This window comes from Haliea salexigens DSM 19537 (assembly GCF_000423125.1).
Lineage (GTDB): Bacteria > Pseudomonadota > Gammaproteobacteria > Pseudomonadales > Halieaceae > Haliea > Haliea salexigens.
In genome coordinates, this window is sequence record NZ_KE383979.1 from 63,236 (window position 1) to 87,069 (window position 23,834).

Annotated in this window: 19 protein-coding genes; 14 read left to right on the plus strand and 5 right to left on the minus strand. The window is 62.0% G+C overall.

Annotation, left to right across the window (positions count from 1 at the left end; translation table 11 throughout):
* Positions 1-2: 2 nt before the first annotated feature.
* The gene (locus G533_RS0119760; RefSeq protein ID WP_027951371.1) at positions 3-1,199 is read left to right on the plus strand and encodes an amino acid aminotransferase; all 1,197 of its coding nucleotides are present in this window, start codon (positions 3-5) and stop codon (positions 1,197-1,199) included.
* Between the two features lie 28 nt (positions 1,200-1,227).
* On the opposite strand, the gene G533_RS0119765 is transcribed toward G533_RS0119760, so the two are convergent.
* The 4 genes from G533_RS0119765 to G533_RS0119780 all read right to left on the minus strand — a co-directional run bounded on the left by G533_RS0119765 (position 1,228) and on the right by G533_RS0119780 (position 6,550).
* Positions 1,228-3,120, minus strand: coding sequence for an ATP-binding cassette domain-containing protein (locus G533_RS0119765; RefSeq protein ID WP_027951372.1), 1,893 nt, complete (start codon positions 3,118-3,120; stop codon positions 1,228-1,230).
* Between the two features lie 160 nt (positions 3,121-3,280).
* Complete coding sequence (gene dps / locus G533_RS0119770) at positions 3,281-3,826, minus strand: DNA starvation/stationary phase protection protein Dps (protein WP_027951373.1); 546 nt, start codon at positions 3,824-3,826, stop codon at positions 3,281-3,283.
* A 434-nt stretch (positions 3,827-4,260) separates the two neighbouring features.
* Entirely contained in the window at positions 4,261-5,691 is a 1,431-nt protein-coding gene (locus G533_RS23175) for a mechanosensitive ion channel family protein (RefSeq protein ID WP_051230744.1), read from the minus strand.
* Entirely contained in the window at positions 5,675-6,550 is an 876-nt protein-coding gene (locus G533_RS0119780; RefSeq protein WP_027951374.1) for a mechanosensitive ion channel family protein, read from the minus strand. The genes G533_RS23175 and G533_RS0119780 overlap by 17 nt, the downstream gene beginning before the upstream one ends.
* Positions 6,551-6,721: 171 nt before the next feature.
* On the opposite strand from G533_RS0119780, the gene G533_RS0119785 reads away from it, so the two are divergent.
* Together G533_RS0119785 and G533_RS0119790 are read left to right on the plus strand one after the other, a co-directional pair.
* Complete coding sequence (locus G533_RS0119785) at positions 6,722-8,674, plus strand: acetoacetate--CoA ligase (protein ID WP_027951375.1); 1,953 nt, start codon at positions 6,722-6,724, stop codon at positions 8,672-8,674.
* A gap of 95 nt (positions 8,675-8,769) precedes the next feature.
* A complete protein-coding gene (locus G533_RS0119790; protein ID WP_027951376.1) occupies positions 8,770-9,813 on the plus strand; it encodes a COX15/CtaA family protein in 1,044 nt (347 codons plus the stop codon).
* Between the two features lie 15 nt (positions 9,814-9,828).
* Here G533_RS0119790 and G533_RS0119795 read toward each other — a convergent pair whose 3' ends face one another.
* Positions 9,829-10,047, minus strand: coding sequence for a hypothetical protein (locus G533_RS0119795; RefSeq protein ID WP_027951377.1), 219 nt, complete (start codon positions 10,045-10,047; stop codon positions 9,829-9,831).
* Positions 10,048-10,294: 247 nt separating this feature from the next.
* On the opposite strand from G533_RS0119795, the gene G533_RS0119800 reads away from it, so the two are divergent.
* From G533_RS0119800 to G533_RS24880, 11 genes are all read left to right on the plus strand, one after another.
* Positions 10,295-12,421 (plus strand): type I secretion system permease/ATPase, encoded by a 2,127-nt coding sequence (locus G533_RS0119800; RefSeq protein ID WP_027951378.1) that lies wholly within the window; start codon positions 10,295-10,297, stop codon positions 12,419-12,421.
* On the plus strand, positions 12,418-13,818 hold the full coding sequence (locus tag G533_RS0119805; RefSeq protein WP_027951379.1) for an HlyD family type I secretion periplasmic adaptor subunit: 1,401 nt from the start codon (positions 12,418-12,420) through the stop codon (positions 13,816-13,818). Before G533_RS0119800 ends, G533_RS0119805 begins: the two co-directional genes overlap by 4 nt.
* Positions 13,818-14,429: a LuxR C-terminal-related transcriptional regulator gene (locus tag G533_RS0119810; RefSeq protein ID WP_027951380.1), complete on the plus strand. Its 612-nt coding sequence runs from the start codon at positions 13,818-13,820 to the stop codon at positions 14,427-14,429. The genes G533_RS0119805 and G533_RS0119810 overlap by 1 nt, the downstream gene beginning before the upstream one ends.
* A 121-nt stretch (positions 14,430-14,550) precedes the next feature.
* The gene (locus tag G533_RS23750; protein WP_144079981.1) at positions 14,551-15,135 is read left to right on the plus strand and encodes a GspH/FimT family pseudopilin; all 585 of its coding nucleotides are present in this window, start codon (positions 14,551-14,553) and stop codon (positions 15,133-15,135) included.
* Positions 15,119-15,763, plus strand: coding sequence for a type IV pilus modification protein PilV (pilV, locus tag G533_RS23185; protein WP_051230749.1), 645 nt, complete (start codon positions 15,119-15,121; stop codon positions 15,761-15,763). The genes G533_RS23750 and pilV overlap by 17 nt, the downstream gene beginning before the upstream one ends.
* On the plus strand, positions 15,760-16,803 hold the full coding sequence (locus G533_RS0119825) for a PilW family protein (protein ID WP_027951381.1): 1,044 nt from the start codon (positions 15,760-15,762) through the stop codon (positions 16,801-16,803). Before pilV ends, G533_RS0119825 begins: the two co-directional genes overlap by 4 nt.
* Positions 16,803-17,294 (plus strand): pilus assembly PilX family protein, encoded by a 492-nt coding sequence (locus G533_RS23755; RefSeq protein WP_027951382.1) that lies wholly within the window; start codon positions 16,803-16,805, stop codon positions 17,292-17,294. Before G533_RS0119825 ends, G533_RS23755 begins: the two co-directional genes overlap by 1 nt.
* Before the next feature lie 42 nt (positions 17,295-17,336).
* Positions 17,337-21,188, plus strand: a complete 3,852-nt coding sequence (locus G533_RS23195) for a pilus assembly protein (protein ID WP_027951383.1) — start codon at positions 17,337-17,339, stop codon at positions 21,186-21,188.
* Positions 21,188-21,658, plus strand: coding sequence for a type IV pilin protein (locus tag G533_RS25255; protein ID WP_051230751.1), 471 nt, complete (start codon positions 21,188-21,190; stop codon positions 21,656-21,658). The genes G533_RS23195 and G533_RS25255 overlap by 1 nt, the downstream gene beginning before the upstream one ends.
* 25 nt (positions 21,659-21,683) lie before the next feature.
* The gene (locus G533_RS0119845) at positions 21,684-21,989 is read left to right on the plus strand and encodes a hypothetical protein (RefSeq protein WP_027951385.1); all 306 of its coding nucleotides are present in this window, start codon (positions 21,684-21,686) and stop codon (positions 21,987-21,989) included.
* 284 nt (positions 21,990-22,273) lie between these two features.
* Positions 22,274-23,834, plus strand: a 1,561-nt coding sequence (locus G533_RS24880; RefSeq protein ID WP_035529426.1) for a retention module-containing protein, incomplete at its 3' end; no start/stop codon positions are given.

Below are 23,834 nucleotides of genomic sequence, written 5' to 3' on the forward strand. Positions count from 1 at the left end.
TCATGCTCGAATGTTTGCCTCAGGTTCCCGAGGACTCCATCCTCGGGCTAGCCGCCGCCTGTCGTGCTGACCCCAACCCGCGCAAGGTCGATCTGACACTCGGCGTCTACATGAATGAGGAAGGCCTGTGCCCGGTGTTTGATGCCATTCGCCTGGCGCAGGACGCTCTGGTGCAGGCCGAGCGTACCAAGGTCTATATGCCGCCCGCGGGGGACCCTGATTTCAACAGCGGCATGCAGCAGCTGGTACTGGGGCTGGGTAGCCCGGCCGTGCTGGACGGACGTGTAAGCAGCATCCAGACGCCGGGTGGTTGCGGCGCTCTGCGCATTGGCGCTGAAATCATCAATGCGGCTGCGCCCGGTGCCAGAGTGTGGGTCTCAGACCCCACCTGGCCGGTGCATATACCGCTGCTGGGCAGCGTAGGCCTGCAATTTGCCACCTACCGCTACTACGATCCCGCGAGCCACGGCGTCAATTTCGATGCTTTGGTGGAGGACCTCAAAGGGGCGCGGCAAGGTGATGTGGTGTTGTTGCACGGTTGCTGTCATAACCCCTGCGGTGCCGACCTCAGCCTTGAGCAATGGGCAGAGATCGCTGACATGGCGCAACACCAGGGTTTCCTGCCGTTTGTCGATATCGCCTACCAGGGGCTGGGCGATGGCCTGGATACGGATGCAGCCGGGTTGCGCCTGCTGGTTGAGCGTCTCCCGGAAGTACTGATTGCCGCATCCTGCTCCAAGAATATGGGGCTGTATCGGGAGCGCACCGGCGCGACCCTATTCGTGAGTGCCAACCCCGCCAGTGCCGCGGCACTGCGCACGCAAGCCCAGGTGGCCGCGCGGCGTATTTACTCCATGCCGCCAGCCCACGGCGCACTGCTCGCCGCGCGCGTGTTGCAGGACGATGAGTTGAATGCGAACTGGCGGAATGAGCTGGAGGCCATGTGCTGGCGCATCAACGGGTTGCGCACCAGCCTGGTGAGCAAGCTGGAGCAGTGTACCGGGCGTGACTTCGGTTTCATCGAGCGAGAGAAAGGCATGTTTTCTTTTCTCGGGCTGAGTGCCGCTCAGGCGCTCGCCCTGCGCGAACAGTACAGCGTGTACATGCTGGATTCGTCGCGTATCAATGTTGCGGGTATCAACGGGGCCAACATCGACTACCTGGCGGAGTCGGTGGGCAAGGTCCTGCAGGCGGGGTGAGGGGGCTGCGGTTGCGTACCCGCAGCACTCAGGCTTCCAGCTCCGCCCACCGTTCGACGGCCGTATCCAGTGCCGCCTGCAGCTCACTGAGCTCGGCGAGCACGGCATCCACGGCTTCGCGGCTCTGTTGGTAGAACGCGGGGTCGGCAGTGCGTGCTTCCAGCGCGGCCTGTTTCTGCTCCAGCTCCTCAATGCGCGCGGGTAGGGCGTCCAGTTCGCGCTGCTCTTTATAGGACAGTTTCCGGCGCGCGGTTGAAGCGGGGCTGGCCGCTACAGGAGCGGGCGTTTCGGGCTTGCTAGCCGGCATTTGCTGGCCTTTGGTTTCCGGCTCCACCAGCCGGCCACCGCGTGCTTCCCAGTCGCTGTAGCCACCCGCCTGCTCCTCCACCGTACCGTCGCCACGCAGTATCAACAGCTGGGTCACCACATGGTCCATGAAGTCACGGTCGTGGCTGACCAGGATGACCGTGCCGTCGAAGGACAGCAGGATGTCCTCCAGCAGTTCCAGGGTTTCAATGTCGAGGTCGTTGGTGGGTTCGTCCAGTACCAGCAGGTTGGCGGGCTTGCTGAACAGACGTGCCAGAATGGCGCGGTTCTGCTCGCCTCCGGATAATGCTTTTACCGGTGTGCGCACCCGCTCCGGGCTGAACAGGAAGTCACCGAGGTAGGAAATGGCATGGCGCCGTTTGCCGTTCAGCTCGATAAACTCCTGGCCGCCACAGACATTGTCGATGAGATTTTGCTCCGGCTCCAGTTTGCCGCGCAGCTGGTCCGAGTAGGCGATTTCCAGTTTTGTGCCCAGCTTCACGCTGCCCTCATCCGGCTGCAGCTGGCCGAGGATCAGCTTGACCAGGGTCGACTTGCCGGCACCGTTGGCGCCTACAATGCCGACCCGGTCACCGCGCTGGATGATGCTGGAGAAATTGCGAATGACGGTCTTGTCGTCAAAGTGCTTGCTGACGTTTTCCAGCTCCGCCACCACTTTGCCGGAGCGGCTCGCCTCCTCCACCACGAAGTTGGCACTACCTACTTTTTCCCGGCGCTGCTGACGTTCGCTGCGCATCTTTTCCAGCGCCCGCACGCGGCCCTCGTTGCGGGTGCGCCGTGCCTTGATACCCTGGCGAATCCACACCTCTTCCTGCGCCAGTTTCTTGTCAAACAGCGCATTGGCGCGCTCTTCCGCTTCCAGCTCCTGATCGCGGTGGGCGAGGAAGCCCTGGTAGCTGCCCTCCCAACTGGTGAGATGGCCGCGGTCCAGTTCCGCAATGCGCGTGGCAACGCTCTGCAGAAAGCGCCGGTCGTGGGTAATCAGCACAATCGCGCCGCGGTATTGCTGCAGCTGTGTTTCCAGCCATTGGATGGCGGGGATGTCGAGGTGGTTGGTGGGTTCGTCCAGTAGCAGGATGTCGGGGTCGGCCACCAGCGCGCGCGCCAGAGCGACACGCCTGCGCCAGCCGCCGGACAGCTCGCCCATTCTGGCGTCCTGTGGCAGCTGCAGCTGGGTGATAGTGGTTTCTACACGCTGCTGCAGGGTCCAGCCATCGGCGGCTTCCAGCGCCTGTTGTACGGCACTGAGGCGGTCAAAATCGATGTCTTCGCCGTCGTGTAACAGGCGGTGGTATTCAGCTAGCAGCTTGCCAGCTTCCGCCAGCCCTTCGGCGACCACGTCGTAGACGGTGCTGCTGTCGGCGTCCGGCAGCGTCTGTTGCAAGCGCGCGATGCGCACACCGGGCCGCAGCCAGCGATCACCGGAATCAGTCTGCAGCTCACCTGCCAGTACGCGCAGCAGTGTGGTCTTTCCTGCGCCATTGCGCCCCAGCAAGCCCCAGCGTTCGCCGCGGCGGATGGTCAGGTCGACATCATCAAGGAGTACCTGAGTGCCGTAGTGGAGTTGCAGGGATTCGAGTTTGAGAAGTGGCATGGAACGTCTGTCAGTGAGCAGGGGCCTGCATTCTACGGGCTGCGTGCAGCAGGGGCCAGCCACGAGAGCCCGGCATACTCACATATGACAGGACCGGGGCCTCCGGTCTTGCGCCGGAGCCCCGTATCGCCTCGCGAGGGTTATAGAGGCCTGTCAGGCGTCAGGAGGCTTTTTTGGCGGCGCCGCGCTCGGTCGCTACGCCCTTGGTCGCGAGCTTGCCACTGCCGGATTCCAGGTGCGCTCGAATGAACCACTGGAACAGCTCGAGGTCCTTGGCGTGGCCGGTCAGCAGGTCCTCTGACACGGGATCCAGCTCTGCGAGCTCGGCAATGGCCTTGCGCTGGTCAGTGACAACACCGTTGTAAACAATGTCCAGCGCCGCCAGATGTTCGTTGGCCAGTGCACGCTGGAGGGTGTAGTCATCCCAGTCGCGGCGCTTCACCAGCGCGGCCGGCGTACCGACGGGTATGCCACCCAGCGTGGCAATACGCTCGGCGATGGCGTCCACCATTTCGCGCGTGGCCTCGACCTGAGGGTCGAGCATCTCGTGCACCGCGATGAAATTGGGTCCCACAACATTCCAGTGCACGTGCTTTAGCGTCAGGCCCAGGTCGATCAGCGCCACCATACGCTCATCCAGTAGCTTGATCACTTTTGCGGCTTGCTTTTGTTGCATGCCCGGTACGGTAAAATTGGTACCTGTCATTCTGTTCTCCTTTTTTTCCGTTGGAGTTGCGCCGTCCGCTTCGCTGCGGCAGCGCAGGTTCAAGGCGCTGCCACACCCGGTGTGAGGTTCTCGGCCGGGTCGCGTGCCTGCGCGCTTGCTGCGGCTTCATGCCGCGTAGTAAGGACCTTTGCAAATACCGTTCCAGAATGTGCGATGACCGCACTCACGCACGAAATCAGCACAAGGGCAATGTGGCGGGTTGGAGCGGGCACTTCGCTGCAAGGCCGCTGCTGGCACGGCCCGGAGACGAACAGGCGATTGCGCGGCGCACGGGTTTCGAGGTGTGAATCAATGACTCGGGAAACCGATCGGGGCAGTAAAGGCATGCCCTGACGGGCCCGTGTGGCCCACCGGGCTTTGTGGTTTTTACAAGCGATGTTGTAAAAGCTGCCGCCAGGTAGTGGCGCCTGCAGTTAGAGCAAGTTGTCCCCGCCCTCGGGCAGGCGCGCTGCTCGGGCTTGCTTCTCGATGTCATCGTCATTGTTCTTCAGCCCGCCTTCGGCGAGATGGGCCTCGCCGCCGGCTTCGCTGGCCTGGGTTTGCACTGGCTCCTCTGGTACGGGCGCAGTGGTCGTCGGTGCCGAGGGCTCCGTCAGGGCGACCTGAACGCCCTCTGGGAAAGTGACCTCCCGTGCCTCGCTGGGCATGGAGATACCCGCAAGGTCGAAAGCATTTTTCACCTGCCTGATCACCGCTGAGCGCACCTTGCGTGCGTCGTAGGTCGCCGTGTCCACCCAGTAGCTGACGCGCAGGTTGACCGTTGAGGCCGCCAGCTCGTCGACAAGCACCAGAGGTTCAGGCTCGTTCAGTACCGCCGGATGCTGGCGCAGCACCTCAAGGGCAGCGGTTTGTGCCGTGGCCATGGTGTCGCCATAGGCAATGCCAACCGTGAATTCCTGCCGCGTATGCGGGTTGGCGGTAAAGTTGATGATCTCGTTCTTGTAGATGATGGCATTGGGAATCTGCACGTGGTTGCCATCGCGCGTCATGATGAGCGTGGCGCGCGTATTCACCCGCTGTACGAAGCCGCGGTAGCCTTTCACTTCAATGAAATCGCCCACCGCGAAGGGCCGCTGCATGCTGATCAGGATACTGGCCAGGAAGTTCTCCGCGATATCGCGAAAGGCAAACCCGATCGCCAGCCCCAGCAGCCCGGTGCCGCCAACCACGGTGACCGCGAGGCTGGTGAGGCCGGCGATACGCAGCACGATGTACAAGCCAAGTATGAACACCACAGCGGCGCTGGCGCGGGCCACCATGTCGCGCAGCAGGGGAGTGCGCAGGCGCCGTGCCAGCACGTGGCCGGTCACGCGTGAGGCAAGCCCGGCGAGCAGCCAGGCGAGTAGTAGCAGGGCGATGGCCAGCAACGCGATAGGGAGTGCCCGGAAGGTGGAGGCCGCCATACCCTGTAGTTGCTGGTAGGTGGGTGACAGGTCCCAGGGCGACGAATCCGCGAAGCCGACATTGTTCACCACGGCCACGACGCCCTGTGCGTTGCGCGCGAGATTGCCCGCCCAGGCGATCTGCTGCTGCTCTTGCGCTTCGCCGCTCAGGAACACCACGCCGCTGTCGACGCGGACATGTACCGGGGCAAACCAGCCGGTCGCCGTGAGAATCGCCCGCAGGCGCGCAGCGATGGCCTCGTCCGACGTCACCTCCTCGACGGCGATGCTATCCGCCACGGAAACTTCCGTGAGCGGCACTGCGCTGTCGCCGCGCTCCGTCTCCGCCGCCTGGGCTGTAGTGAGTCCCGCCAGCATTAGCAGCAGGCCACCGCACAGCAGGCCTGTGAGGCGTGGCGAAGCCGCCAGCCTTGCCACGACCTGGCTACTGGGGTGCTGCATCGCTGCTCTCCGTCTGTACCGGAACGGGTGCCTTGAACGTGAGCGTACGATAGGGGAAGGGGATTTCCACACCGGCCTTGTCGAGCGCTGCCTTGATGGCCTGCACCACCTGATCGCGGCTCTGGTGGCGGTCAAGCGGAGCCGATTTCCCCCACCAGCGGACCGTGAAGTCGATTGACGATGAACCGAATTCGCGCGCGTAGACCTCCACTGGCTGCGCGCTGTTCACGAGGGGCAGCCCCTCGACGGCCTGCAGGATAATGCCGCGTGCGGTCTCGACATCTTCACTGTAGGCGATGCCCACGATGATTTCATAACGGCGCAGATCCCTGTCGGTGATGACGTGCACGGGATTCTGGAACAGCAGGCGGTTGGGCACGATCAGCAGCTGACCATCTGTCTGGCGCAGGTAGGTCTCGCGCAGGGCGATATGCTCGACCTTGCCCATCAGGTCCTGGCACTGGATGAAGTCGCCAATGCGCATCGCCTTGCGCAGCATGATCAAGACGCCGGCAAAGAAATTCTCGAAAATATCCTTGAACGCAAAACCGATGGCCACAGACCCGAGGCCGAGCGCCGTGAGCATTTTCGCGGGCGTCAGGCTGGGGAACACGACCGTCGTGGCAATCAACAGTCCGACCAGCCAGATTGTCACTTTCAGCAGGGTCGCGAAAAGCGATTGCAGCGCAGGGCGCAGGCCGGAGCGCGCCAGCGAGCGGAGTAGTGCGCCCACGAATACCCGTGACAATATGCCCGTGATGAGCACCACCAGCAGTGCGATGGTCAGCAGAGGCAGCACCTGCACCAGGCTCAGCCACATACTCTGCAATTGTTCCCGCAGCGGGTTGAGGAACTCCATGAGCGTTGCGTCTCCCTCTACTCAGGCCGGGTCCTGACCATCGAGTGTAAACGCAAATTCGCCGCAGGGGCAGCGTGATCTCTGGTAGGCATGCCCCCGGCGCATCGGAATGATTGATTTCTGCAACACCTGCCGGCATGCTTCCGGGCTGTCTGGCGAGAGAATACCGGTATGTCTGAAGAGCCGCTTTGGAAACCTTCCCCCGAACGTTGCGCGAGCGCGCAATTTACCTGTTTCGCCGCGGGGCTTGCCGCGCGCGGCCATGTGCCTGATGGAGCAGACTACTTTGCTGTGCACGACTGGGCAGTGGCAGAGCCGGCTTCGTTCTGGCGCGAAGTGTGGGACTTTACCGGCGTAGTGGGTGAGCCGGGGACACAGGTGCTTGAGGCCCCCGATCAGTTCCCCGGCGCCCGCTGGTTTCCTGGGGCCCGGCTCAATTTCGCGGAAAATCTCCTGCAACGCAGGGATGACCACCCCGCGCTGGTGAGTCTGCTGGAAACAGGGGCGCGCCGTGAGCTGACTTATGCCGATCTCTACCGCCAGGTGGCCGGGCTCGCCGCCGCGTTGCGTGCGCTCGGTGTCGGCTCTGGAGACCGGGTAGCGGGCCTGCTGCCCAATGTGCCCGAAGCGGTGATCGCCATGCTGGCCACGTCGAGCCTGGGCGCGATCTGGACCTCGTGTTCCCCGGATTTCGGCGTCAATGGCATTATCGATCGCTTTGGTCAGGTTGCGCCCAAGGTGCTGTTTTGTGCGGATGGCTACTACTACAATGGCAAGGCCTGCGCCGTTCTGGACCGGCTGGACGACATCCTGCCAGCCGTGGGCAGCGTTGAGCAGTTGGTCGTTGTGCCGCTGCTGACAGCACAGCCCGCGCTCCCGCAAGGCGCACCCGCGGTGCTGTTTGCGGAGTTTGTCGACCCCGCCGCGAGTGCTATCGAGTTTTCCCGCTTGCCCTTCAATCACCCGCTATACGTGATGTATTCCTCCGGCACTACCGGCGCGCCGAAGTGTATCCTGCACGGTGCCGGCGGCACCCTGCTTCAGCACCGCAAAGAGCACAGCCTGATGTGCGACATCGGTCCGCACGATGTGTTTTTCTACTACACCACCTGTGGCTGGATGATGTGGAACTGGCTGGCGAGTGGACTCGCCAGTGGCGCGACGCTGGTACTTTATGATGGCTCTCCCTTTGCGGGCGAAGGCAGGCTGTTACTGGATGCCATCGACGCGGAAGGCATCACGGTATTCGGTACCAGTGCCAAGTACATTGCGGCGCTGGAGAAGGCCGGCGAGCGTCCCGCACACAGTCACGATCTGCGCAGCCTGAAAACGATATTGTCCACCGGGTCGCCCCTGCTGCATGAAAACTACGAGTATGTGTATCGCGACTTCAAACGGGACGTCTGCCTCTCCAGCATCTCCGGTGGCACAGATATTCTCTCCTGTTTCGTGGGGGGCTCGTCGACTCTGCCGGTACACGCGGGTGAAATCCAGGCGCCCGGGCTGGGAATGGCTGTCGCGATATGGAATGACCAGGGGTGCCCAGTGCAGGAACAGAAGGGCGAGCTGGTGTGCACTGTGCCCTTCCCTTCGTGTCCCTTGGGTTTCTGGAATGACCCCGATGGCAGCCGCTTCCACGCGGCCTACTTCGCGCGGTTCGACGGGGTCTGGGCGCAGGGTGATTATGGCGAGGAGACTGCCAACCGCGGCTTCATCATCCATGGGCGATCCGATGCGGTGCTGAACCCGGGTGGTGTGCGCATTGGCACCGCGGAGATCTATCGCCAGGTTGAGCAGTGCAGTGCCGTGCTGGAAAGTGTGGTGATCGGCCAGCAGTGGCAGGGCGATGTGCGTGTGGTGCTCTTCGTTGTCTTGCGCGCCGGGTGCACGCTGGACGCAGCGCTGGAGGCGGAGATCCGCGGCCTGATACGCCGCAACACAACGCCGCGTCATGTGCCTGCACGCATCGTTCAAGTGGCGGATATTCCGCGCACGCTGAGCGGCAAGATCGTCGAACTGGCGGTGCGCAATGTGGTGCACGGCGAGCCGGTGAAAAACACGGACGCGCTGGCCAACCCCGAGGCGCTGCGGCTGTTCCGCAATTTGCCCAGCTTGCAAAGCTGACGCACGCCAAAGACTGCGGCGCTTGTCGCCGTTGCCGGCCGAAATTCGGTTATCATTGCGCCCCCTGATTCAGGCAGGCAGGCCGAGGCAGCGCGATGGTACTTTCCCGACAGACACATTACGACCGGCAGATAGCCGCTTGGCTCATTCTTTGTGCCGCGGTGATTTTTGGCATGATTTTGCTGGGTGGCGTTACACGCCTGACCAACTCCGGCCTCTCCATGGTCGAGTGGCGCCCGATCATGGGTATAGTCCCGCCCCTCACGGATGTGGCCTGGCAGGAGGTGTTCGACAAGTACCGGCAATCGCCCGAGTACCTGAAGATCAACCGCGGGATGTCGCTGGATGCCTTCAAGACCATCTTCATGTTCGAGTACCTGCACCGGGTACTGGGGCGTTTGATTGGTGTGCTGTTTTTCTTCCCCATGCTGTTCTTTGCGTTCACCGGCCGCGTGCGGGCCGGCTTGATGCCGCGGCTGTGGTTGCTGTTCGTGCTCGGCGGCTGCCAGGGGCTGCTCGGCTGGTACATGGTGAAAAGCGGGCTGGTCGACAATCCCCATGTCAGCCAGTACCGGCTCACCGCGCACCTGGGGCTGGCGTTTGTCATCTACGCGGCGATGCTGTGGGTGATTCTCGATGTGCTTGCGGGCCGCAGGCCCGGCAGCCGACAACCGCACGCACTCGCCCCCTGGGGTGTAGGCCTGGTGGGGCTGGTTTTTCTGATGATTCTGTCAGGCGGGCTGGTGGCCGGCACCAAAGCGGGGTTCGCCTACAGTACGTGGCCGCTGATGGGCACATCTTTTATGCCGCCGGGTCTGTACGCGGGTGATCCGGCCTGGCTGGACGCGTTCGAGGATATCACCACAATCCAGTTCAACCACCGCGTGTTTGCCTATCTGCTGTTTGTGCTGATTCATCTGTTTGCGTGGCGCCTGTGGCGCACAGGCCTTGGGGGGCGCGAGCGGCTGGCCGCCGTGTTCTTGCTTGCCGCCTTGTGGCTGCAGGTGATCCTGGGCATCAGCACGTTGCTGTTGCACGTGCCGATCAGCCTGGCGGCAGCGCATCAGGGCGGTGCCGTGGTGCTGCTCTCGGCAACCATCTATGCCGCCCATCTATTGCGTCGGGGCGGCCTGAGCTAGCCCGGACGCTGCAGGTTACCAGAAGCGCAGGGCGGCGTCGTCGGCTCGGCGTCCGGGAAGTAGCCTCCGGTCTTCGCTTTGCGGATCAAAGCGCACTGTCGTGCGGCGGTCGGCATGATTGCGGCGGTCCAGCCGGCGTCGGTCGGGCCCGGCGTACTTCAGCTTGCCTTGGCGGTCGGCACAAAAAGCGGGTGACAGATCGCGCGCCTCGAACAATGGGGGTTTGTCGGACATGTAAAAGCCTCCTCGGTGTCAGGCGGACGCCGTGTTGCACGTCACGTCAATCTTTAGTGTGCACCCATGCAGTATAACCTGCACGTTTCCGGACGGGTTTTTCTGTCGTCTTGTGACCTGCGTCACATAGTAATTCGGTGGTAACTGGCTTATTCTTCTTGCTGGTTAATTACTAAAATATTCAGTGGCTTAGAGAGTATTGATGAAAATGCTCTGAAGACTGCGCAGAAAAGGGCACCCCGTACCGATGACCGCGAGCACTGACGATCCCCTGCTGCAGAGCCTGCTGGCGCTGTGTCGCTATCACGGCAGTGCGTCCACCGCCGAGGCGCTGGTGGGTGGCTTGCCGCTGGAAGAAGGCCGCTTGACGCCCTCACTGGTGCTGCGTGCGGCGAGCCGGGCCGGGCTCGCCAGTCGCATTGTCGAGCGCAGTGCCCGTGCCGTGGAGCCCGCGTTGCTGCCGGCGATTGTACTGCTGCGAGATCAACGTGCCTGCGTGCTGGTGGGCTGGAGTGCCGATGGCAGTGAAGCCACCGTGATCTACCCGGAGCTGAACGAGGCGGCGGTTGCCGTGCCGGCGGCAGAACTCCTGGCAGATGAGATCGGCAGCGTCATTGTGTGCCGGCCGCGGTTTCGCTTTGACCAGCGCGCGCCGCGCACCGGCACCTCCGGGCGCGGTCACTGGTTCTGGGATGCCATTCGCGCCAACATGCCCGTCTACCGCGATGTGTTGCTTGCGGCCTTCTTTATCAATGTGTTCGCTCTGGCGCTGCCTATTTTCACCATGAATGTCTACGACCGCGTGGTTCCCAACCACGCGGTGGAGACCCTCTGGATGCTGGCGATCGGCGTGGTGGTCATCATGCTCGCGGATATTGTGCTGCGCACGATGCGCGGCTATTTTCTCGACCTTGCGAGTCGCCGAGTGGATGTGGAACTGTCCGGCAAGATCATGGAACGGGTGCTGGGCTCGCGGCTGGAGAACCGTGCACTGTCGGTGGGTTCCTATGCCGTGAACCTGCGCTCCTTCGAAACCGTGCGCGATTTCATTACCTCCGCTTCGGTAACGACGCTGATTGATGTGCCGTTCGCGTTGATTTTTGTCGCGGTCATCGGCTGGATTGCCTGGCCGGTGCTGATTCCGCTGGGGCTGGGTTTGCTGGTGGTGCTGGGCTATGCGCTGGCTACCCAGGGCAAACTGCGGGCGCTCTCGGAAACCACCTATCGCGCGGGCGCGCAGCGCAATGCCACGTTGATCGAAAGTCTGGTGGGACTGGATACCATCAAGGCGATGGGCGCCGAGTCGCGCATGCAGCGCAAGTGGGAGGAAAGCACCGCCTTCCTGGCACACGTGGGCTTGCAGTTGCGGCTGGTGTCCAATTCCACCATCAATGTGACGCTCTGGGGCAATCAGATGGTCACGCTGTTCGTGATTATCACCGGGGTCTACCTGATCACCGCGGGGCAGTTGAGCATGGGTGGTCTGATTGCCTGCAGCATGCTGAGCGGACGGGTCATGGCGCCGTTTGGCCAGGTGGCCGGCCTGGTTACCTCATGGCACAACGCCGAGATCTCGCTGAAGTCGCTGGACGAGGTCATGGCGAAGCCCATGGAGCGCGCCGAGGGCGCCCAGTTCCTGTCGCGGGAAATGTTCGAGGGTGATATCGAGTTTCGCAATGTGTCCTTTGCCTACCCGGGCGCGGAAATGGAGTCGCTCAGCAATGTCTCTTTCCGCATCCGGCCCGGAGAGCATGTCGCCATTCTCGGGCGCGTGGGTTCGGGCAAGTCCACGCTGCAGAAACTTGCCATGGGCCTGTATCAGCCGACGGAAGGCGCGGTGATGGTCGATGGTATCGACTTGCGTCAGCTGGACCCCAGCGAGCTGCGCTCGCGTGTCGGTTACGTGCCGCAGGACGTCACGCTGTTCTTTGGTAGCCTGCGCGACAATATCGCCCTGTCCCACGCCAACGTAAGCGATGCCGCGCTGGTACGTGCCGCGGAAATTGCCAACTTGTCCGACTATATCAACCGCCACCCCAAGGGCTTCGACATGCAGGTCAGCGAGCGTGGTGACTCCCTGTCAGGTGGTCAGCGCAAGTGCGTGGCGTTGGCGCGTGCCATGGTGCACGAGCCGCCCATTCTGTTGATGGATGAACCCACCGGGTCCATGGATCACTCCACGGAGGTGGCGGTGAAGCAGCAACTGACGGGCTGCCTCAAGGGGCGTACATGGCTGGTTGTCACCCACCGCAACTCATTGTTGGAGATGGTCGACCGTATTCTGGTTATCGACAACGGCAAGCTGGTGGCGGACGGGCCGCGCGACAGCGTGATTCAGGCGCTGCAGCAGGGCAAGATAGGGGCGGCGCGATGAACGAGGAAAAGGAGGCAACGCCAGTGGCACCCGCGCCCGAGCGGCCGCGGCGCTTTCTGGCAGACTTCATTTTTGCGCCCTGGATGCGCGCAAGCGATGATGCCCGCGCCAGTTGGGAGCAGGATGCCCATCGTGCCTACCTGCAGCAGCAGCCGCTGCGTGCACGGGGCCTGCTCTACGTAGTGGCATTCATTGTGCTCGCCCTGGTGGTGTGGGCGGCATTTGCCGAGGTAGACGAGGTCACCCGTGGTGAGGGCAAGGTGATTCCCTCGCAGCAGATTCAGGTCATGCAGTCGCAGGACGGCGGGGTAGTTACCGAAATTCACGCGCGTGCGGGTGACGTCGTTGAGTCCGGCCAGCTGTTGGTGCGGCTGGATCAAACCCGCTCCGCCTCCAACTTGCGGGAGAACCAGGCAGAGTTCCGTGCGTTGTCGGTGCGCGCGGCGCGGCTCACGGCGAACCTGGCAGGCACGGCATTCACGCCGCAGCCGGAGTGGTCCCTGCAGGCACCGGGCATTGTCGAGCAGGAGCAGGCGCTGTACGAATCACTGCGGGCACAGCGGACCCTGCAGCGCCAGATCGCCGAAGAGCAACTGGAGCAGCGGCAACAGGAGCTGGCGGAGGTCACTGCGCGCTCGCGGCAACTGGCGCGCTCGCTGGAGTTGAGCCGGCAGGAGCTGAGTGTGACACGGCCGATGGTCAACTCGGGTGCGGTTTCCCAGGTGGAGATTTTGCGGCTGGAGCGCGAGGTGAACCAGCTCAGCGGCGAGTACGATCAATCGCGAGCCCAGCTCAAACGTCTCGACTCCGCCATCGCCGAGGCCCAGCGGCGGCTGTCGGAAGTGGAAGTGGAGTTCGAGAATACGGTGCGTGAGGAGTTGACCGACACCATCGCGCGTATCAACGGTCTGCGCGAGGCGGGCGAGGGGCTCAGTGACCGTGTGCGGCAAACTGAGGTGCGCTCCCCTGTGAAGGGCACCGTCAACCGTCTTTACTTCAACACGATCGGTGGTGTGGTGCTGCCCGGCAAAGAAGTGATTGAAATAGTGCCGCTGGACGACAGCCTGCTGGTGGAAGTGCGCATCCGGCCCAAGGATATCGCATTCCTGGTGCCCGGACAGGAAGCGCTGGTGAAACTGACGGCCTACGATTTCGTGGTGTACGGCGGGCTTGAAGGCGTGGTTGAACACATTGGTGCCGACACCATTATGGATGAGGACGGGAACCCGTTCTATGAAGTCCACGTGCGCACTCGAGAGTCGGGTTTTGGCGAGGACATGCCCATCATGCCGGGCATGACGGTGCAGGTGGATGTGCTCACCGGCAAGAAAACCATCCTGGCCTACTTGATGAAACCGGTGCTGCGCGCGAAACAGTACGCGCTGACGGAGCGTTAATGGAACATGTTTTTGTCACACCGGGTGGCGCCCTGCGCAACCGCTGGCGGGAAGCATTCCCCGGGGCGCTGGTGGTTACCTCGGTGGAGGCGCTTGCGCTGGAGGCACCCGCAGCGGAAGTGGCGTGGCTGGATGCCAGCCAGATGCACGACACGGCACGCCGGGAGCGCCTTGCCGTTGCCACTGCGGCCGGCTACCGCGTTGTGGTAATGAGTGCAGCGCCCGGGGAAGCGGATGCATTTCAGGCGCTCAATGCCGGTGCTGTCGGCTACTGTCACCTGGAATCGGCACCGGAGCAGCTGCGCGAAATCGGCCTGGTCGTCGCCCATGGTGGTTTGTGGATGCCGGCGGAGCTTGTGCAGCGGCTGGTGGCGCTGTCAGTGCGTACGCAACCTGCAAGCGATGTTGCCGGGGTCAACCTTGAAGTGCTCACCCCGCGCGAACGCGATGTGGCGCGCCACGTGGCGCAGGGGGCAAGCAACCGTGAGGTCGCCGCTGCGCTGGACATCACCGAGCGCACGGTAAAGGCGCATTTGTCGGCCGTGTTCGAGAAACTCGCCGTGCGTGATCGGGTGCAGCTGGCCCTGGTCATGCGCCAGATTGCGGGCTGAGGCGCCGCTGGCGCGCCATCCGTCACGGTTTCTTGCCGCTGGTCAGCGCCCGCTGGTATTGCCCAGGCCACTGGCGATACTGGAAGCTGAAGGTATTGCAAGCAGTTGGAGCAGGTAGAGCGTGAGCGGAGTTACCACAGTTTGTCGGCGCGGTGCAGGCGGGTTCAGCCTCATCGAGATGATGGTGGTGCTGGTCATCCTGGCGATTGCCCTGCTGCTGGGTGGCCCCGCATTTACCGACCTCATTCGCGACAACCGGCTGGTCTCCAGCGTCTATGGGGTGCGTGCCACCCTGAACCTGGCACGCTCCGAGGCGCTGGCGCGCCGCGACCGGGTGGTTGTGTGCCCAAGCAACGCTGCGGGTTCCGGTTGCCTCGACAGCAGCAACTGGAGTGGTGGTTACCTCGCCCTGATGGGGGTTGATGTCAGCGCTACCGTGGACGCGGCGAACCCCGGACGCAGCCGCATTCACTGGGAAAGCGAAACCAACCCGGCGGTTACCGTCAGTTTTACCCCGAAACTCGTGGTTTTCGACACGATCGGTTCCGCGCTTGGGAGTGCGGGAACCTTTGTATTTTGCGACGAGCGCGGCGCGAGCAAGGCGCGCGGACTGATTCTGACCAACGCCGGCACCGTGGCGGCCAGTGTCGACAGTGATGCCAACGGTGTGGTTGAAGACGGAGCAGGCAATGATGTTTCTTGCTAGAAAACAGCATTCGGTTAGCAGAACCCGGCGGCAGGCCGGCGTCACGCTGATCGAGGCGCTGGTCACCTTTGTCATTCTCTCGGTGGGGCTGCTGGGTATTGTCAGCCTGCAGGCCGTCTCCAAGAGTGCCCAGCACCAGGGCATTCAGCGCAGCAAAGCGGTGATGCTGGCCAACGATCTGGTCGAACGTATTCGCATCAATCCAGCGGGTCTGGCGACGTATACCGCCGGTGGGCTGACAACGCCGTTTGGTGGCGGCACGTTGAGCGCTCCCGCGACCGATTGTGCCGCAGTGAGCTGCACCCCCGCGCAGCTTGCGGCTTACGATCTTTGGCTCTGGGAGCGAGGGATTGACGGCGCGACGATTACCGCCACGGGTTCTGACGCGGTGGTCAGGAATGCCGGGGGCCTGATTGCACCGCAGGCCTGCGTGCGGTTCACCGCAGACGCCGGCATGACCCGCACTGGATTGGTGGAGGTCATTATGCAGTGGCGTGGCCTCGGCGAAACACAGGATGCGGTGGCGGCCGTGGGCGGTGAGGCCTGTGGTGGTGCCGCCGCGGGTGCAGACGATTTTCGCCGGCAGTTGGTGGTGAGCACATTTGTCATTGACGAGGCCGAGCTATGACGATGGGCGCGAAACGGAAGGCGAGCCAGGGCGGTTTTTCCCTGGTGGAGTTCATGGTTGCCATGACGCTGGGCTTGATATTGATAGCCGGTGCTGTATCGGTCTATCTGGCGACCAAGCGTTCCTATACTGAGGTCGAGCAAGTGGCGAATATGGCTGAAAACAGCCGCTTCGCCCTGCAGGTGCTGAATGAATCTCTGCGCCATGTTGGTTTCTTCGGCGGCGCGCATCCGCGCGATATTGTAGAAGATACCTCTCTGGGTGCGGTGGCGGGAGATTGCACGGGTGATGCTTCGGCCTTCAACGTGGGTAATTATTTACTCGCGGGTGTGCCCTCGGCAGCCGGGACGGCCTTTGGTTGCATTACCGATGCCTTGCCGCCGGCAGTGGGTGGGCCACCGCGCGAAGTGCTGGTGGTCAAGCGGGTTTTACCGCGTCCCCTGTACGATCGCGACCCAGACGATGCAGCGGCAGCTGTGGATGGCGTGATCAGTTTTCCCTCGGCGTTGAATGCCCAGGAGGTCTACGTCATTGCCAACAGCGAGCGTGGCATCTTGCTGGATGGCGCGGACACTGCGCCGGATGTACGCGCGGGGAATCCGTTTGCCCTGGCAGCAGCCTGGCCGTATCGCCTGCAGCTCTATTACATTCGAAACTTGCCAACCCCGACGCTGAGTCGTCGTGTACTGTCGTGGGACGCGGGTACCGGTGCCATGGCGATGACGACGGAAGACCTGGTGCCGGGTGTGGAGTCACTCCGGTTTCGTTTTGCTGTCGATACCACGGGTAACGGCGAGGTTGACCGTTTCATGACGGTAGCGGAAATGACGCTAAACCCCGCTTGGGAAGCAGTTGAGGCACTGGAGTTGTCCTTGTTGTTGCGCGCACCGGCAGAGGATGGCGCCTACGTGGATGGCCGCAGCTACAATATCGGCGGGTTTGTGTGGCAGCCGGCAGCCGGCGACAACTGGCGCCGTCAGTTGGTGCAGGGAAATGTCTCCCTGCGTAACCCCAAATTGATGATTCGGGGAGGTTTGTGATGACTCGGCAGCATTCCGAGCGCGGTGTGGCTCTTGCGGTGTCGCTTCTGTTCCTGCTGGTGGTGACCATCGTCAGTATTACGGCGGCGACCAACAGCTCGGTCGGGCTGCGCATGGCGGGTAACCTGCAGGACAATTACGAATCCTTCCAGGCGGCCGAAGCGGGAATCTACGGCGCACTGGCCTTGGCCGGTACGGCGGAAGACCCTTTCCTGCGCGTTGATGACGATACGCCCTTCGCCGGCCTCGACGCGTCCACTGAGCATCCTCTGCGGCGGTTGCGCGACGGTGTGGGCGCCGTGGACGTGCGCGTCGCGGTCGTGGGGGTGGCGCGGGAGTGCCCGCGCCCGCCGGGCGAAACGGGCGGCAGCAGTATTGGCGTCTTCGACTGTGATTTTTACCGGGTCACCTCGGAGCACGATGTGGCTGGCAAGGCGCGCTCACGCGTGGAACTGGGTGTGGTCAAGACGGTGGTAGGTGAAGCCGGTTAGGCATCGATTGAGCCTGTGTGAACAGGGGGCGGAAAAATGAAAATGGCAATGAACACATGGAACACATTTCGGGCAACGGCAGTGGCTTCGCTGCTGCTGGTGGCGGGAACGTTTCCCGCAGGCGCTGATGACACGGAAATCTACAAGGCGGAGTTCAGTGCCAGTACCGGTTCCAGACCCAAGGTGCTGGTGGTATTTGATGACTCCGGCAGTATGGCGACCATGGTGGACCAGCAACGACCGCCTTACGACCCTGAGGACGCGACCTACCAACACACCTTCATCTCCGGTGGTCGGCCCGGCAACTGGTCGGAGCGCATTTACTGGTCGACCGATGGCAACGTGCCGCCCAAGAGAATCGGCGGGCAAGCCAATCCGAACTGGTTCCTGAAAAGCAAGAATCGTTGTGCTTCTTCTTACGATAGTCTCGCCCTTGATGGTCGTTTCACGGCGGACCGTGCCCGGCGCTGGGTGGATTCGCGCCTGGTGGATACGGCGGGCTACTACCGTTGTGAAAACGACGATGAGACCGCGCAGGGCAATGGCTGCTTCAAGTTTGTTGATGTAGAGGTAACCACCGAGATCTGCCCTGACCCCGTGGTTGTCGAGGTCACGCGCGCGGAGTGGGAGGCCTGGCCGGGAGAGAAGTCCCGGGATTGTCCCGACAAGCGTGAAAGTAGATGTGAAAGCGGCAACGTTGCCTGGGACTACTTCATCACCAGGCAGGATCCCTGCACCACTGAGACAGTCACGGAATCCACATGGACGCGCGTGCGCGACGCCGTGTGGGTGCCGCCGTCTACTGGGCTCAGCATCGAAAGCTGGCAGCCGCTCACCGGCGGCGTGACCGAGCCACCACATGTAGAGTGCCTGAACGACGTGGCTTCAGGGATTGCCAACAATGGTTCCGGTACCGGTCCGGGTTATCCGCAGGATGATGTGCAGACCGGCAATGAGTACGGCCCCAACCCTGACCCTGCCATGAACTGGGGTACCGGCGCCTACAGGTTCTATACCGGGCATTATCTGGACTGGTATTACGATGACGATCTGGAAGAGCCGCGTAGCCGCATCGATATCGCGCAGGATGTGGTGTCCACCATCATGCGCAGCAATCCCGGTGTGGATTTCGGCTTGATGGAGTTCAACAGTAACCAGGGCAGCAGCAATCACGGTGGACGTGTGGTCAGCCGCATCATAGAGGACATGACGGACGCGCAGCGTACCAACGTCGTCGATATGGTGAACTCCATGACGGCAGATGGGGCTACACCCCTTTGCGAATCCATGTATGAGGCCTACCGCTACCTGTCCGGTGGGGAGGTACTCTGGGGCGACGATCGTCGCACGGGTGACAGCTGGCCGCCGGACGATGCTTTGCCGCAGGATCCCCTGGTTGCCAGCGGCGGTACGTATAACTCGCCGAGTACCGACTGCGCGTACACCTATGTCATTCTGATGACAGACGGTCAGCCGACCAACGATGATCGTGCCAATACGTATATTGAAGATTTAACCGATAAAACCTGCAGCAATTACCAGCATGACAGTGGGCAGGGTATGCGCAAGAACTGTATGCCTGAACTCGCTGAGTATATGGCCAATACCGATATGGACGGTGATACAACCAACGGCAACCAGTTCGGTATCACCTATACCATTGGTTTTACTACCGACCAGGACCTGTTGGCCGACACGGCAGAGAAAGGCAAGGGTGAGTACTACACGGCCAATAACGCACAGGAGCTGGCGGCGGCTTTCCAGGGCGCCATTGTCAGTATTCTGGCCACGGATACCACGTTCACATCACCCGCGGTGGCTGTGGACACCTTCACCCGTACGCAGAGCCGTGACGAAATCTTCTATGCCATGTTCAAGCCGGGTGAAACGGTCGACTGGCAGGGCAATATCAAGAAGCTGAAATTGCGTATCGACGATGGCGATGCCGTACTGGTGGATGCTAATGGCACCCCGGCTATTGATGCCGCGACCGGCTTCATAAAGGACAGCGCGGTGACCTTCTGGGGCGCTACGGCAGATGGCGGTGGCGTGGAGAAAGGGGGTGTGGGCGCGCTGCTTGTTGCCCGCAGTGCGGGCTCACGCTCAATCTACACCAATACCGGCTCAGGCGGTGCGTTAGAAACGCTGCAATCCGATAACATCACGCCGAGCGCGATGGGTGTTGCGGATGATGCCGAGTTGTACAGCCTGTTCGGTGTGACCTCGGGTGTGGCCCTGACGCGCCTCATCAACTGGGCGCGTGGCTTCGATGCCTACGACAGGGACGGTGATGGCGACAGCACCGATACGCGCAGCTGGGTCATGGGCGATATCCTCCACAGCCAGCCGCTGGTACTGAATTACGGGGCGCGCAGTGGTTATAGCCAGGCGTCTCCGGACATTCGGCTGTTGGTCGGGACCAACGCCGGCTTTGTGCACATGTTCGGTAACGATAACGGACAGGAAGACTGGGCATTTTTCCCCAAGGAGCTTGCATCAATCCTGCGTGCCCGCAGCCAGAATGCGCGTTCGTCGCAGAACATCTACGGTATGGACCTCACGCCGGTCGCCTACACGCTGGACGTCAACGGTGACGGTACGCTGAATTCCGGTGCCGGCGACAAGGTGTGGGCCTATTTCGGCATGCGTCGCGGCGGCAATGGCTATTACGCCCTGGACATTTCCGATCCGGAAAATCCCACGTTCCTGTGGCATATCAACGCGTCCAGTACCGGATTCTCCGAGCTGGGCCAGACCTGGTCCGAACCCGTGGTGACACGTATACCGGGCTACACAGACGGTAGTGGCGTGGCGAAACCTGTACTGATATTTGGCGCGGGCTACGACACGAACAAGGATGGTACCGGGTTGGCGACGCCGGATGCCCGTGGGCGCGGTATTTTCATTGTCGATGCCGAAACGGGCGCGTTGGTGTGGAGCGTAACACCCGCTGCCAACAGCGTGAAGAATCTGCGGGAGTCGGGGCTGCAGCACTCGGTGGCGGCACCGGTTACCGTGCTTGACGGCAACGGCGACAAACTCACGGATCGCATCTACTTCGCTGATACCGGCGGTAATATCTGGCGCGTAGACCTGCCCGGCAACGCGCTGCCTACCGCGACTCAGGATACCTGGCAAATCAACCAACTGGCCAGCCTGGGCGGTGGTAACGCGGCCAATGACCGGCGCTTCTTCAGTGCGCCCGATGTGGTGCGGATCCGCTTCGACGGCAACCCCATCGATGCCATCCTGATCGGTTCGGGCGACCGCACCAACCCGAATGCCACGGATGTGAACAACCGCTTCTACATGATCCGTGATCTGGCGATTGGTGCCTACACCACGGCTCGGCCCAGCACGGCAGATTGCGCCGATGAGGATATTGTCGATTTCCGCTGTTTCCTGCCCATCAATAACAGCAGTCTATACAACATTACCAACAACCGTCTGGTAACGGGCACAGATGAACAGCGGGCCACCGCACTGGCGGCATTGAAGGCGGCGCTCGGCTGGCGTCTGGACCTGACAGGCGACGGCGAGAAGTCGTTGTCCAAGTCCATTACGCTGAGTGGCAAGGTGTTTTTCACCACCTTCACACCAAGCAGTGTGCTGGACAACATCAATGTGTGCGAACCGGTATCGGGGATCGGTCGTCTCTATGTCGTGGATCTCTATAGCGGTGACCGCAACGTGGTTGCGCTGGGCGCCATCATCCCGGATACGCCTTCGGTGCACTTCGGTGAAGACGGCCAGATACGCCTCCTGTTGCCCCCGGGTACGCCACAGGGCGATACCGATGGCGACGGCGAGGAGAATTGCGAAGCGGGTGTGTGTGACATTGGTACGCCCCTGCGGGCGCCCTACGGTGATCACTGGTTCGAGGAGGGCTACTGATGCCGGGTACCGCGGTGAGCATCGCGCAACGCCGGGGAATGGCGGGGCGCAGTGCGACAGCTGGCTTTACCTTGATGGAGGTCATGATTGTTGTGGTCATTGTCGGCATCCTGATGGCGATCGCCTTGCCGGCCTATCAAGGCAGCTTGCAGAAAGGTCGCCGCAGCGATGCGATGTCGGCGCTGCTTGACGCGTCCAACCGGCAGCAGCAATTCATGCTGGACCAGGGTCGCTATACCACGGATATGCAGGAGCTGGGCTATGCCGCCAGCCCGCGGATTTCCGAGGAGGGCCACTACAGCATCAGCGCGGCAGCCTGCAGTGGAGGCGTGATAGCAAACTGCTTCGAACTCACTGCCACCCCGGTCAGCGGTTCGCCGCAGAGCAGTGATACGCGCTGCACCACCTTTGTACTGGATTCATTTGGCACCCGCTCTGCGACTGGTACAACAGCCACCGAGTGCTGGTAATGCGGAAACGCGTAGGAGAGAAATCATGAAAGTAGCAGGTCGTTTGAGCGCGCTGGCAGTTTTCTGCGCCTTGTCTGTTTCTACCGGTGTTGTATTTGCGCAGGCAAAAATGCCGCAGGGCGAGTTTGTCTGCCAGGTGAAAGATGTGGACGGCGAAACACGTTTCGTCGGTATACAGGCGTCTGATCTGAGCAGAGTCCAGGAAATCGCCCAGGGCAAATCGAAGTGGGCGGTGCCGGCGGGTCGTGAACTGGTCGAGTGCATCAATCCGAAGACCCAGACATTCAAGAGCCGGTCAGCGCAAAAGCAATATCGGGAAGACGTCCGGTAGTTGCGCGCTGGTTCCAGTCCTGTCCCGGAGCATGCGCCCGCCCGCTCCGGGGTTTCCTCTAGCAATAGCGGGCAACACCCCGCTCGACTAGGCCGACACCTCGCGCATCCCACGCCGCTCTGATTCTTGTTGTAGCCGCTGCTTGTTTCCGGATCTGTGAACGAGGTCACTTTTCCAGGGCACTCCTTGTCCTTTCGTACAATGCCAGCCGCCGCCGGTCGCTCTACTATCACCCTATTGCTAATGGCGCGTAAACCGCGCACATGTTTCCAGGAGAGCACCACATGGCAGATCAGGCGATTGCAACAGTAGTTTCGGTCTCGGGCACGGCGTACGCCCGTGGGCCGAACGGTGAGCTGCGTGAACTTCAGCCGGGTGATGTATTGCGCGAGGGCGAAACCGTTGTGACGCCTAATGGTGGCTCAGTCGAGTTGGCACTCGAGGATGGCAGCCCCTTGACGGTAGTCGATGTGCCCGAGCTGTTGCTCACACGCGATATCGTGGCGGAACGCGCAGCGAGCGCACAGGAGAGTGCCCTTGAGGACGAAACGGTTGAAACCCTGTTGGCCAACTTGGAAGGGGATGGCGACATTCTCGATGGGTTGGAGGCACCGGCCGCCGGGGCCGAGGCTGGCGGCGTCAGCGAAGGGCACGGCTTTGTGCGCCTGGCGCGGATTGTGGAGAATACGGACGAGTTCCACTCGGTCGCCCGTTTCACCCCTACCGAAACTGAATTGCGGGTAGAAGAATCGGCACTCCTGACAGTTGATGCTATCGATGACGCTGAAACAACGGAGGAGGGCGTCCCGGTTGTTGTAACGGTCAAAGACAATGATGTTTTCGTTGAGGGGTCGGTCATCACCGGCACCAGTCAGCCTGCCAACGGCAGCGTCGTCATCAATGATGATGGCACCGTGACCTATTCTCCCAACGACGGCTTCACGGGAACAGACACTTTCACCTATACCGCAACCACCCCGGATGGCAACAATGCAGATACGGCAACGGTTACCGTAGTGGTGACGGGCGGGGATCCCATTACACCCCCTGCGCCGCCGGTGGTGAGCATTGGTGATGTCACCGTGGCCGAAGGCGATGTTGCGGAAGTGGTGGTGAGCCTGTCTAAAGCTAGCGACAACCCTGTTTCGGTGCGCTTTCAGAGTGAGGATGGCACGGCGACCGTGGTGGGGGGAGATTACGACCCGGCCTCGGGCACCATCACGTTTGCACCGGGTACGACCAGCGTCACGATTCAGTTCCAGACTAACGCGGATGAGTTGCAGGAAGGGACCGAGCAGTTCACGGTCAACCTGAGCGACGCGGCGGGCGCCGTCATTGGTGATGGCGAGGGCATTGTCACGATTCTCGACGGGTTTACGCCGGTGATCAGCATAAACGATGTCACCGTGACGGAGGGCCAGACGGCAGAGGTGACGCTGAGTCTATCCGGGCCGAGTGATCAGCCTGTCAGCGTGCAGTTTGCCACCGCGGATGACAGTGCCACGGTAATCGGTGGTGATTACGACCCGGCGTCGGGCACGGTGACCTTTGCGCCTGGCACGACCACTGCGACAGTGCTTGTTCAGACCAACGAAGATGCTGTTGAAGAGCCGACCGAGCGCTTGCTGGTGAACCTGAGCAACGCTTCAGGCGCGACCATTGGCGATCCGCAGGGCGTGGTGACGATTGTCGACGGCACGGAGATCTCACCACCGCCACCGCCACCGCCACCGCCACCGCCAGTGGACACTGCGCCCACCGCCAGCGATGGCGCGGCGACGACGGCGGACGCCACCCTGGGCACAGACAGCGGCACGCTGGCCTTCGACCTGGGTGATGACACCC